Genomic DNA, 12,092 nt, shown 5'->3' with positions numbered 1-12,092 from the left:
GTCCTAGGACTTAGGGCTGGGCCTGGGCGGACTCGGGGGCGGCTCTTGAGGCGGGGCCCCAGGGGCCGGGGGCCGGAGCCCGCCGGCCCCGGGGCCACCCCCCTACTCCTGGAGCCGCTACCCCTGGAGCCGCTCCGTCAGCTCCTCCGGGTCCGTCGTCGGCCGCTCGCAGGTGAAGTGGCGGCAGACGTAGGCGGCCGGTTTGCCGTCGACCAGGGGGCGGTCCTTGAGGAGCGGAACCTCGTCGGCCCCGGGGGCGCCCAGCGCGACGGCCGCCCCCGGGGCGGTGGCGAGCAGTGCGGCGCGGTGCAGCGCGACGGTGGCCGGATCATCCTGCGGGCCGACGACGGCGATCTCGCGCGGACCGTCCAGCGCGGCCTCGGCGACGGCCAGCCCCCATCCGATGAAGCGCGGGACCCGGCCGCCGAGTGCGGTGACGATGCCCAGGGCCCGCTCCGCGGCGTCCCGGTGGAGGGCGCTGCCGGTCAGCGCCGCGTACGACAGCAGGGCACCGGCCGCCGCGGTCCACCCGGAGGGCGTCGCATTGTCGGTCGGGTCCTGGGGGCGGCGGATCAGCGCCTCGGCGTCGGCCGCGGTGTCGTAGAGCGCGCCGTCCTCGGTGGTGAACTGGAGCAGCACGGTGTCCAGGAAGAAGCCCGCGAACTCCACCCAGACGCCCTCCCCCGTGACCGAGGCCAGGGTGAGGAAGCCCTCCGCGACATCGGCGTAGTCCTCCAGGACACCGGAGTTGGCGCCGGGGGCGCCGTCGCGGGAGGTTCGGTGCAGCCGGGCCTGCCAGTCCATGTGGACGCGGACCAGCAGGTCGGCGGCGTCGGTGGCGGCCTGGATCAGGTCCGGCCGGTCGAAGTAGGCGCCGGTCTCGGCGAGCGCGGCGATGGCCAGTCCGTTCCAGGAGGCGACGACCTTGTCGTCCCGCCCGGGGCGCGGCCGCTCCTCCCGCGCGGCGAGCAGCCGCTGTTTGACGGAGGCCAGCCGCTCGGCGTCCACCGCCCCTTCGGCGTCCGGGAGTTGGAGGACGGAGGCACCCTCCTCGAAGGTGCCCTCCTCGGTGACGCCGAAGCAGGCGGCGGCGAACTCCGCGTCCTTCTCGCCCAGTACGGCGCGCAGCTGCTCGGGCGTCCAGACGTAGTAGGCGCCCTCGACATGCCGGCCGGTGCCCGAGCCGTCGTCACTGTCCGCGTCCAGCGCGGAGGCAAAACCGCCCTGGTCGGTGCGGAGTTCGCGGACCATGAAGTCGGCGGTCTCGACGGCGATCCGGCGCGCCAGGTCCGAGCCGGTGGACCGCCACAGATGGGCGTAGGTCCGGCACAGCAGGGCGTTGTCGTAGAGCATCTTCTCGAAGTGCGGCACGGTCCAGGTGGCGTCCACCGCGTAGCGCGCGAAACCGCCGCCGAGCTGGTCGTAGATGCCGCCGCGGGCCATCGCCGCACAGGTCGCCTGCACCATTTCCAGGGCTCCTTCGGAACCGGTGCGGGCGTGGTGGCGGAGCAGGAATTCCAGCACCATGGACGGCGGGAACTTGGGCGCGCCGCCGAATCCGCCCTGCACGGCGTCGAATTCGCGGGTCAGGGCCATCAGGGCGCCGTGCAGCTCCTCGGGGCGCGGCGGCCGCCGGTCCGCGGGCAGCGACTCGGTCAGGGACCGGCCGGCCAGGTCGGCGACGATCCGGCCGGCGACCTCGCCCACCTCGTCGCGGCGGTCGGTCCAGGCGTTGCGCACCCCTTCGAGGATCTGCCCGAACGACGGCATGCCGTGCCGGGGCTCGGGCGGGAAGTACGTACCGAAGTAGAAGGGCTCGGCCTCGGGGGTCAGAAAGACGGTCATCGGCCAGCCGCCCTGCCCGGTGGCGGCCTGCACGGCCTCCATGTAGACGGCGTCGACGTCGGGGCGCTCCTCGCGGTCGACCTTGACGGCCACGAAGTGGTCGTTGACCAGCGCGGCGGTGGCCGCGTCCTCGAAGCTTTCGTGCGCCATCACATGGCACCAGTGGCACGAGCTGTAGCCGACGCTGAGCAGCACCGGCACACCGCGCCGCCGCGCTTCCTCGAACGCGTCGGCCGACCACGGCCACCAGTCGACCGGGTTGTCGGCGTGCTGGAGCAGATAGGGGGAAGTCTCATGGGCCAGGCGGTTCGGCATGGGTCCATCCTCTCCCAATGAGGCGCGGGGAGCGGGGAGCGGAGGGAGTTATCCACAGGCCTGCCGGAATCCGTGCGGACGCGGAACACTGTGCGTACGGCGACGATCACCGCCGGAGATTGCTGGAACTGCTGGAGGGGGATGGGCATGCCGGGCTCACTGGCTGTGCTCCGCGACGACCACCGGGCGGAAGCGGAAGCACTGTTGACCAGAGCCGTCGAGGAAGAGGTGCGGCGCTCGGGCGGCCGGCTCGACGGGGACACGCTGCTCAGCCGGGCGCGGTCGGTGCTGGAGGATCTGGCGGGCAGCGCCGCCGAGGAGTACACCGCGTATGTCCGGGCGCTGGACGAGGCCGCCGCCGAGCAGCCGTCGCTGTCGAGGCGGCTGTCGCGCAAGGAGCTGGGCACTCCCGTGGTGGCGACGGCCGTGGCGGCGGTGGCCGCCTTCGGCACGGACCTCGCGTACGGCGCGGACGCGGGCGCGGCGCTGGGTGTGGGGGCCGCCGCGATGGTGGCGGGCGCGGCGGCCACGGTCCTGAAGCTGACCGCGGGCCACTGGCCGGCGGCGCACCGGGAGGCCGGGAGGCGCGGCCGGCCCGGCGGCGCGCAGCAGCTGCGGCTCCAGTGGCTGACGGCGCTGGAGGTGCGCGGCATCCGGCCGTTCCTCGACCAGCAGCGGATGCTGACGGCGGCGGCCCGCGGCGGCGGTGCGGCGTCCCAGCCCGCCGCCTCGAAGGCCGGCCGCGGACCGCAGCTGCGCGGCGCGGACCGCAGCGCGGCGGCCCGGCAGCGGTCCCTGCTGGAGCACTCCTTCTCCCAACTTCCGCGCCCGGACGGACCGTTCGCGGGCCGGCGGGCGGAGCTGACGCAGATCGCCCAGTGGGTGCATGCGGCCCGTGCGAGCACGGAGACCAAGCCGACGGTGGTGATACTGCACGGCGAACCGGGCTCGGGGCGTACGGCGCTGGCGGTGCGGGCCACCCATCAGCTGCGCGATCAGTTCCGTGGCGCGTGCGTGGTGGATCTGCGCAGTGACACCCCCGGTGAGGTGCCGCTGCCGACCCGGGACGCGCTGCTGCATCTGCTCAACCGGCTGGGCGCACCGCGCGAGCAGCTGCTGTTCCGCGAGCGTCCGTCCCAGGAACAGCACGTCAAACGGCTCACCGATCTCTACCACCAGCATCTGACGGGCCTTCCGGTGACGGTGCTGCTGGATGACGCCGCGGACCCGGAGCAGGTGCGCACTCTCGTTCCGGAACGGTCCGACAGCCTGGTGCTGGTCACCTCCCGTACGCCTCTGGAGCTGCCCGGGGAGATCGACGCATGGGTGCATCAGCTGCCGGTGGGAGCGCTGGACGCCGCGGGCACCGAAGAGCTGCTGCGCGCCACCACCGCCGGCGGCGAGGCCCCGGAAGCCTCCGGCCCGTACGACTCACGGGCCGTCGAGGAGATCTCCGAGCTGTGCGCGGGCCTGCCCCTGGCGCTGCGGGTGGCGGGCTCCTCGCTCGGCTCGCGCACCGCCACCGCACTGGCCACGGACCTGGCCGCCTACGGCCCGGTGCCGCCGGTGCAGCGTGCGCTGTCGCTGCGCTACGCCGACCAGTCGGAGACGGCCCGGCGGCTGCTGCGCCGGCTGGCGCTGGTGGGCCGGGCGAGCCTGGGGGCGGCGGCCTCGGCGGCGCTGCTGGGTGTCGAGCAGGCGGAGGCGGAGCGGCAGCTGACGACGCTGGCCCGGGCGGGGCTGATCGAGCATGTGCGCGGCGAGCGCTACCGCCTGCACGCCCTCGTGCACAGCTTCGCGCACGACCGCTTGATGGACGAGGAGGAGCCGGGCGAGCGCGGCGCGGCCCAGGAGCGGCTGATCCGCGCCTATGCGGAGCTGGCCGACTCGGTGATCCGGCTGGTCGACGGCCGTACGTCCACCCGCGCCGACCGCTTCGGATCCCATGGCTTCACCTCCCTGGACGCGGCCCTGCAATGGCTGGACGACGAGACCAGCTTCATCACGGCCGCGCTGCGCCACGCCGACCAGGGCGTGGACCAGGCCGCCGTCTCGCATCTGCTGGGCGCGCTGGCCGACTACTGCCTGCTGCGCGGTGACCTCTACCGCCTGGGCGAGCTGAGCGAGCTGACCCGGGCCGTCGGGCAGGGGCTGCTGGTCCGTTCGGTGCAGTGGCGTACGGGTGTGGCGGCCCGGCAGCTGGGCGAGCTGGACAAGGCGCGGACGACGCTGTCGTCGGTGGTCGATCTGTACTTCGAGGCGCAGCATCCGGCGGGCGCCGCCCGTGCGCTGCGCGATCTGGGCATCACACTCCAGCAACAGGGCAATCTCGTGGAGGCCGCGGCCAAGCTCCGTGCGGCACTGGAGCTCCAGTCCGCCCCGGACATGCACGGCGACCGGGCCTGGACGCTGCACGCCCTGGCGGCGGTGGAGCGCGACCGCGCGCAGATCGCCGAGGCCCTCACCATGCTGCGGGAGGCGCTGGCGCTCCACGAGGAGAGCGAGAGCATCCACGGCCAGGCCTGGGCGCACTTCCAGCTCGGCCAGGTGCATCTGCGAAGGGGCGACGTACCGGCGGCGGAGCGCGCACTGCATGCGGCGATGGAGCTCTACGGCCGTACGCACGACGAGCGCGGTGAGGCCTGGGCGATGACACAGCTGGCGCGCGCCCGGCTGGTGGACGGCGAGCCGGGGCCTGCGGTGGACCAGCTGCGCCAGGCGCTGCCGCTGCACCACCAGCACGAGGACGCCCGCGGTGAGGCCTGGACGATGTACTACCTGGGCCAGGCGCTGGAGGAGCGCGGCGAACACGATGCGGCGCTGCGGCAGCTGGAGCGGTCGCGGACGATGTTCAGCCGGATGCAGGACGGCTACGGCCTGGCCTGCGCCCGGCATCACTCGGGCCGGGTGACCCGCGATCTGCGGGCGGAGCAGACCGGCTCGCTGCGCAACAGCGGTTTCGCCCGGCAGCTGCTCCAGGACGCCCGTAAGGACTTCCAGCGCATAGGGGTTCCGCACGGGGAGGCGTGGTCCTGCCTGGAGCTGCTGATCATCGACGCCGGCAATGGCCGGCCGGCCCAGGCACTGGAGCTGGCCGACGAAGCGGCGCGCCTCTTTGCCGGCTACGGCGACCGGCGCGGCGAGGACTGGGCGCGTTTCCTGCGCTGCACGCTGCTGCCGCTCGCCTCGCCGGGCGGGTCCGTGGTGGGCGCGGCCGTCGCCCAGGAAGAGCTGACGCAGCTGATCCGCGAGAAGCATGCCTCCCGGGATTCCAAGCTGGAGGACTGTGCGGAGGCGTTCGCGCTGCTGCTGGACCGCGGGGTGGAGCCGGAGACGGGGTGGCAGGCATGGCGGCTCGGCATGGTGCCCAACCGCCATGCCCGCGAGGTCATGGGGGTGCAGGTCACGCCGACCGCCACGGAGTGACGCCCCGGCACGGCGGAGCGCCCGGCCACGGCACCGCGGCGCGCGCGGTGCGCACCGTGTGCGCGAGGTACGCCGGGTTCGCCGCCCGGCCCGTGCCGCGGCAGTGCCCGGGGCGGCGGATCGGGCCCGGCCCGCCGGCCGCTCGGACCGACGAGCCGCCGGGCCGGTCAGCCGGCCGTGTCCATCGGCCGGCCGTCGACCGTCACCCGGTCTTCAGGGACCGGCAGGCCCCGCCCTCGGCCGGTCCTCAGCTGGTCTTCGGCTCGGGTGCCTGCGCGGCGGCGGCGGAGGCGGTGGTGCCCGCCCCGCCGTCCTCCGGCTGCTCCTCGAAGTCCACCTTCTTCATCTGCTTGTTCATGGACTTCATCAGCAGCCACACGGCGCCGCCGATGACCGCGAAGACGATGAAGCCGAGGACGCCTGGGGTCACTTTGTCCTTGTCGAAGCTGTCGGCAAGGGTGACGAAGTGCGTCAGGGCGAGGGTGCTGGTCGCGCTCATCATGGGCTCAATTGTTGCGGATGCCCGCGAAGAGGTCGCCCTCGGGGAGGGAAGTGTCCACGAGCGACTTCGCGAGCTCGTACTCTTCCGTCGGCCAGACCTCGCGCTGGATGTCCATCGGCACCCGGAACCAACCACCGTCGGGGTCGATCTGAGTGGCGTGGGCGATCAGCGCCTTGTCACGGATCTCGAAGAAATCGGCGCACGGGACGTACGTGGTCAGCGTGCGCTCGCGCTGCTCGAACTGCTTCCAGCGCTCCAGCCACTCGCCGTAGGGCGAATCCATGCCGCGCTCCAGCAGCGCCTCGTGCAGAGCGATCGTGCGCGGCCGGTTGAAGCCCTGGTTGTAGTAGAGCTTCTGGGGCTGCCAGGGCTCGCCGGCCTCCGGGTACTTCTCCGGGTCGCCGGCCGCATCGAAGGCCACCATCGTGATCTTGTGGGTCATGATGTGGTCCGGGTGCGGATAGCCGCCGTTCTCGTCGTAGGTCGTGATGACCTGCGGCTTGAACTCCCGGATCAGCTTGACCAGCCGCCCGGCGGCCTCGTCGACGTCCTGCAACGCGAAGCAGTCGTCGGGCAGCGGCGGCAGCGGGTCGCCCTCGGGCAGCCCGGAGTCGACAAATCCCAGCCACTCCTGCTTCACGCCCAGGATCTCCCGGGCCTCGTCCATCTCCTTCTTCCGTACTTCGTGGATGTGCTCCTCGATGTACGGGTCTCCCTGGAGTTTGGGGTTGAGGATGGAACCTCGCTCACCGCCTGTGCAGGTGGCGACCAGCACGTCCACCCCCTCGGACACGTACTTGGCCATGGTGGCCGCACCCTTGCTCGACTCGTCGTCGGGGTGGGCGTGGACCGCCATCAATCGCAGCTGCTCAGTCAAGACTCGATCCTCAGTAAAGGGCCGGAGAAGATGCCTCCTATAGTGACCGAAGCGAGGGGGCGCTGTATTCCCTGGGGCGGGGACCCCCGGGGGGTTCGTGACTCAGGTCCCCCAACCAGGAGGATGGATCATGACCGCGGTGCGCGAAGGGCTCCCCGACGGACGCTACGGCCGCTCCGCGGATGAGCGTGCGGACCGTAAGCTCAAGATCATTGGTGCGGTGCTCGGCGCCGCCCTGCTGGGCGTGATCGGCTGGTCCGGCATCTCGTACATCACGGGGCAGGACCTCAGCGCCCGCGTGATCACCTGGGACGCGGTCTCCGACCACGCCGTCAAGGTCCATCTAGAGGTCGTCAAGGGCACGGACGACAAGGGCGTGTGCACGCTCCGCTCACAGGCCGAGGACGGCTCCGAGGTCGGCCGCAAGGACGTCACCGTCGACCAGCGCTCGGACCAGGTGGACACCGAGGTCACGGTGCGCACGACGAAGCGGGCGACCAATGCCGTGCTCGTCGGCTGTACGCCCGCGGGCAACGGCTGACCTGCACGGCAGCGCCCACCGGCCCGGCACACGGGCCCACGGCGCCCCGTACGGCCCGCCCCGCGCCCGGTCACTGCGCGTGTCGTGACCGCCTCTGAGCAGCGATGATGCGTTGCTGTGCGGCCGCTGTGAATTTCCTCTTCCCCGTTTTGTGCCGGAATTGTTAGGCTCGTGGTTTCGCCCACCCGTGAAGGCGCAAACCTTCCTGGTAGGGCGTTTGATTTATCCCCAGTACCGACGAGGAGCACCTGTGACCCAGACCAGCGAAAACGTCACCTGGCTTACCCAGGAGGCGTATGACCAGCTCAAGGCCGAGCTGGAGCACCTGTCTGGTCCCGCACGCGCCGAGATCACCGAGAAGATCGCGGCGGCCCGCGAGGAAGGTGACCTGAAGGAGAACGCCGGGTACCACGCGGCCAAGGAGGAGCAGGGCAAGCAGGAGCTGCGCGTCCGCCAGCTCACCCAGCTGCTCCAGACCGCGAAGGTCGGCGAGGCCCCCGCCGCCACCGGCGTCGTGGCTCCCGGCATGGTGGTCACCATCGCGTTCGACGGGGACCCGGACGACACGCTGTCGTTCCTGCTGGCCTCCCGGGAGTACGCGAGCTCGGACATCGAGACCTACTCCCCCCAGTCGCCGCTGGGCACCGGCGTGAACGGCAAGAAGGTCGGCGCCGAGGCGGAGTACGAGCTCCCCAACGGCAAGAAGGCCGCCGTGAAGATCCTCGACGCGAAGCCGTACACGGGCTGAGTCCCGAGGCTTCCCGCGACGCCGAAGCGGCCCGGAGCGTGACGCTCCGGGCCGCTTCGCGCTGTCTGCGCCGCCAGGCCGCCGAGGCCGTGAGCCGCTCAAGCCGTGAGCCGCCCAGGCCGTGAGCCGCTCAGGCCGTGAGCCGCTCAGGCCGTGGCCGACCGGTATTTGCGGACGGCCAGCGTCCGGAAGACCGCGATGATCAGGACGGACCAGATCACCGAGGCCAGCACCGGGTGTTCCATCGGCCAGGCACCGGTCACCGACGTGGGCGCCCCGCCGATGGTGTTGCCGAACAGCTCCCGGGCCGCGGCCACCGTCGCGCTGAACGGGTTCCACTCCGCGACGTGCTGAAGGAACGCCGGCATGCCGTTGACCGGCACGAACGCATTCGAGATGAAGGTCAGCGGGAAGAGCCAGATCAGGCCGCCCGAGGTGGCCGCCTCGGGCGTCCGCACCGTCAGGCCGATGAGCGCGCCGATCCAGGAGAAGGCGTAGCCCAGCAGGAGCAGCAGCGCGAAGCCGGACAGCACCTCGGCGAGGCTCTCGTGGGTACGCCAGCCGATCAGCAGCGCGACGACCGCCAGCACCACCAGGGTCAGCGCGGTCTGTACGAGGTCGGCGAGGGTACGGCCGGTGAGCACCGCACCGCGGGACATCGGCAGCGACCGGAAGCGGTCGATGAGGCCCTTGTGCATGTCGTCGGCGATCCCCGCGCCGGCACCCGCCGTGGCGAAGGTGACGGTCTGCGCGAAGATCCCGGCCATCAGGAACTCGCGGTAGGCCTGGGCGTCGCCCACCGGGGCGCCGGGGATGTTGATGGACCCACCGAAGACGTACGTGAACAGCACCACGAACATGATCGGCTGGATCAGCCCGAAGATCACCACCTCGGGGATCCGCAGCATCCGGATCAGATTGCGCTTGGCGACGACCAGCGAGTCGCGTACGGATCTGCTGAGGCCGCCCCGTGGCTGCGGGGTGCGGGTGCGGGCGTCGCCGGCCGCTTCGGTCACCGTGGTCACTTCACGCCCTCCTTGTCGGTCGTCGCGCTCGCGTCCGCGTCGACCGCTCCGGCCGCCGGTGTCGTGCCCGGCGCGGCGCCCGCGGCGCCCTTGCCGCCCTTCTTCTGCCGGCCGACGGCGCCCTTGCCGCCCGCGCCGTTCTCTTCCCCGGCCTCCGCTGCGTGCCCGGTCAGCGAGATGAACACATCGTCGAGGGTCGGGCGGCGCAGCCCGATGTCGTCGATCTCCACCCCGCGGACATCCAGTTCGCGGATGACCTCGGCGAGCAGCTTGGCGCCGCCCGCGACAGGGACCGTGAGCTTGCGGATGTGCGGTTCGACCGTGCCCTCGCCCTTGCCGAAGCCGCGCAGGACCTCGTCGGCGACAGAGAGATGGTCGGGGGAGTGCACCACGACCTCGACGCGCTCGCCGCCGGTACGCGCCTTGAGCTGGTCGGAGGTGCCGCGGGCGATGACCTTGCCGTGGTCGACGACGCAGATGTCGTGGGCCAGACGGTCGGCCTCCTCCAGATACTGCGTGGTGAGCAGCAGGGTCGTACCGCCCGCGACCAGCTCCTGGATGACCTCCCACAGCCCTTGGCGGTTGCGGGGGTCCAGGCCGGTGGTCGGCTCGTCCATGAACATCACGGGCGGGCTGACGACCAGTGCGGCCGCGAGGTCGAGCCGGCGGCGCATACCTCCGGAGTAGGTCTTGGCGGTGCGGTCGGCGGCGTCGCCGAGATGGAAGCGTTCCAGGAGTTCGGCGGCCCGCCGCTTGGCGTCGCGCCCGCTCATCTGGTAGAGCTGGCCGACCATCATCAGGTTCTCGCGGCCGGTCAAGTACTCGTCCACGGCGGCGAATTGGCCGGAGAGGCCTATCGAGCGCCGCACTTCGTCGGGGTGCGCGAGGACATCGATCCCGGCGACCACCGCCTTGCCGCGGTCGGGCCGGAGCAGGGTCGTCAGGACCCGTACCGCAGTGGTCTTGCCGGCACCGTTGGGGCCGAGCATTCCGAGGACGGTTCCTTCGGGAACGTCGAGATCGACGCCGTCCAGTGCCCTCACGTCGCCGAAGGTCTTCACCAGACCTTCGGCGTAAATGGCGCCTGGCATATGGGTACTCCCATGGCTTGGGTCAGTTCCAGGTCGAATATTACGTTTGGCGGCTTATGCCCGCCCTGCGGGCATTTGTCCGCGACAGGACGCCACGACTCCTCGGCCCCCCGCAGCGGCGATACTACGGCGGAACGCGATACATCGCGATACATATTTCGATTTTCCGCGCACGAACGGAAGGGGAACGGTCGTTCGTCGACGGGTGTGGGGAGGGCGCCACGGTATACCCGCAGCGCCCCTGAGCCCCATCGTTTTACGGCAATCCCCTGCGCGCCACGCCGTGCCGCGACCGCCCGCCGCGGCCGCCCGAAGCCGCTGCCGTACCGCGCTCACTCCGCGACGGCGTACCCGGCCTCGTGCAGCGCCGCGCGCACGTCGTCGCAGTGCGCCGGCCCCTGCGTCTCCAGATGCAGCTCCACCTCGACCTCGGTCAGCCCGAGCTGCGGATCCGTGCGCACATGGCCGACGTCGAGCACGTTGGCATCGGCCTCCGACAGCACCCCGAGCAGCGTCGCCAGCGCCCCCGGCCGGTCCGTCAGCCGCAGCCGCAGCGAGAGATAGCGCCCGCCGGCGGCCATGCCGTGCCGCAGGATCCGCTGCAACAGCAGCGGGTCGACGTTGCCGCCGGACAGCACCGCGACCACCGGCCCCTCGAAGGACTCCGGTTCGGCGAGCAGCGCCGCCACCGGGCTCGCCCCGGCCGGCTCCACCACCAGCTTCGCCCGCTCCAGGCACAGCAGCAGCGCACTGGAGAGCTTGTTCTCGGTGACCGTACGGACCTCGTCCACCAGCTGCTCGACCATCGCGAAGGTCACCTCGCCCGGCCGCCCGACCTTGATGCCGTCCGCCATCGTCGAGAGCCCCTCGATCGCCACCGGACGCCCGGCCGCCAGCGACGGCGGATAGCAGGCCGCCCCCGCCGCCTGCACCCCGACGATCTTCACGTCCGGCCGCAGCGCCTTGACCGCGAGCGCGACCCCCGCGGCGAGCCCGCCGCCGCCGATCCCGATGACGATGGTCCGCACCTCGGGGCACTGTTCGAGGATCTCCAGGCCGACGGTGCCCTGGCCGGCGATGATGTCGGGGTGGTCGAAGGGGTGGATGAAGACCGCGCCGGTCTCCCGCGCGTAGTCCTGGGCGGCGGCCAGCGTCTCGTCCACCACCTGGCCGTGCAGCCGTACTTCGGCGCCGTATTCGCGGGTCGCGGCGACCTTGGGCAACGGGGCGCCGACCGGCATGAACACCGTCGACCGCACCCCCAGCAGCGACGCCGCGAGCGCCACGCCCTGCGCGTGGTTGCCGGCGCTGGCGGCCACCACACCCGCCGCCCGCTCCTGCGCCGACAGCCCCGCGATCCGTACGTAGGCGCCACGGATCTTGAAGGAGCCGGTGCGCTGGAGGTTCTCGCACTTGAGGTGAACGGGCGCGCCGACCAGCCCGGACAGATAGCGGCTGCCCTCCATCGCGGTGGCCCGGGAGACACCGGAGAGCATCTTGTGCGCCGCGCGCACGTCATCGACCGTAATCGCGGCGCCCGGACCCTCGGCGGAGTGTGCGGAGGCGGAGGTTCCGTGCGGCGTACGCGGCGTGTGGTCGGCCATATCGCCAGTCTTGCAGTTTGCCCACCGCGGGGCCTTTTCTGCCCGAATGGCGATCAGGGCCGCGTCGGAAGCGGCGGACGGCGGTGCGGCGGCGGTGCCGCGGCGGAGTCCCGTACGG

Annotated in this window: 9 protein-coding genes; 3 read left to right on the top strand and 6 right to left on the bottom strand. The window is 71.9% G+C overall.

Annotation, left to right across the window (positions count from 1 at the left end; translation table 11 throughout):
* Positions 1–117 precede the first annotated feature (117 nt).
* Positions 118–2,160, bottom strand: coding sequence for a thioredoxin domain-containing protein (locus M8I34_RS26220; protein ID WP_250053200.1), 2,043 nt, complete (start codon positions 2,158–2,160; stop codon positions 118–120).
* A gap of 147 nt (positions 2,161–2,307) precedes the next feature.
* Here M8I34_RS26220 and M8I34_RS26215 point away from each other — a divergent pair, with 147 nt between their 5' ends.
* Positions 2,308–5,586 carry a tetratricopeptide repeat protein gene (locus tag M8I34_RS26215; RefSeq protein WP_250053198.1) on the top strand — a complete coding sequence of 1,093 codons (3,279 nt, stop codon included), beginning with the start codon at positions 2,308–2,310 and terminating at the stop codon, positions 5,584–5,586.
* 247 nt (positions 5,587–5,833) lie between these two features.
* Here M8I34_RS26215 and M8I34_RS26210 read toward each other — a convergent pair whose 3' ends face one another.
* Positions 5,834–6,088, bottom strand: a complete 255-nt coding sequence (locus M8I34_RS26210) for an RAMP4 family protein (RefSeq protein ID WP_250053196.1) — start codon at positions 6,086–6,088, stop codon at positions 5,834–5,836.
* A gap of 4 nt (positions 6,089–6,092) precedes the next feature.
* The gene (gene mca, locus M8I34_RS26205) at positions 6,093–6,965 is read right to left on the bottom strand and encodes a mycothiol conjugate amidase Mca (RefSeq protein WP_244418953.1); all 873 of its coding nucleotides are present in this window, start codon (positions 6,963–6,965) and stop codon (positions 6,093–6,095) included.
* 130 nt (positions 6,966–7,095) lie between these two features.
* Here mca and M8I34_RS26200 point away from each other — a divergent pair, with 130 nt between their 5' ends.
* Complete coding sequence (locus tag M8I34_RS26200) at positions 7,096–7,506, top strand: DUF4307 domain-containing protein (RefSeq protein WP_244418954.1); 411 nt, start codon at positions 7,096–7,098, stop codon at positions 7,504–7,506.
* Between the two features lie 250 nt (positions 7,507–7,756).
* Positions 7,757–8,254 carry a transcription elongation factor GreA gene (gene greA / locus M8I34_RS26195; protein WP_030088184.1) on the top strand — a complete coding sequence of 166 codons (498 nt, stop codon included), beginning with the start codon at positions 7,757–7,759 and terminating at the stop codon, positions 8,252–8,254.
* 146 nt (positions 8,255–8,400) lie between these two features.
* On the opposite strand, the gene M8I34_RS26190 is transcribed toward greA, so the two are convergent.
* The 3 genes from M8I34_RS26190 to ilvA form a co-directional block, all read right to left on the bottom strand.
* A complete protein-coding gene (locus M8I34_RS26190; protein WP_374210988.1) occupies positions 8,401–9,279 on the bottom strand; it encodes an ABC transporter permease in 879 nt (292 codons plus the stop codon).
* Positions 9,276–10,370 (bottom strand): ATP-binding cassette domain-containing protein, encoded by a 1,095-nt coding sequence (locus M8I34_RS26185; protein WP_250053194.1) that lies wholly within the window; start codon positions 10,368–10,370, stop codon positions 9,276–9,278. Before M8I34_RS26185 ends, M8I34_RS26190 begins: the two co-directional genes overlap by 4 nt.
* A gap of 332 nt (positions 10,371–10,702) precedes the next feature.
* Positions 10,703–11,974, bottom strand: coding sequence for a threonine ammonia-lyase (ilvA, locus tag M8I34_RS26180; RefSeq protein ID WP_250053192.1), 1,272 nt, complete (start codon positions 11,972–11,974; stop codon positions 10,703–10,705).
* Between the last annotated feature and the right edge of the window lie 118 nt (positions 11,975–12,092).

Source organism: Streptomyces sp. MCA2 (assembly GCF_023544705.1).
GTDB classification, from domain to species: Bacteria; Actinomycetota; Actinomycetes; order Streptomycetales; family Streptomycetaceae; genus Streptomyces; species Streptomyces decoyicus.
The sequence above is the reverse complement of the archived record's forward strand: the minus strand, read 5'-3'. Positions and strand labels throughout refer to the sequence as shown.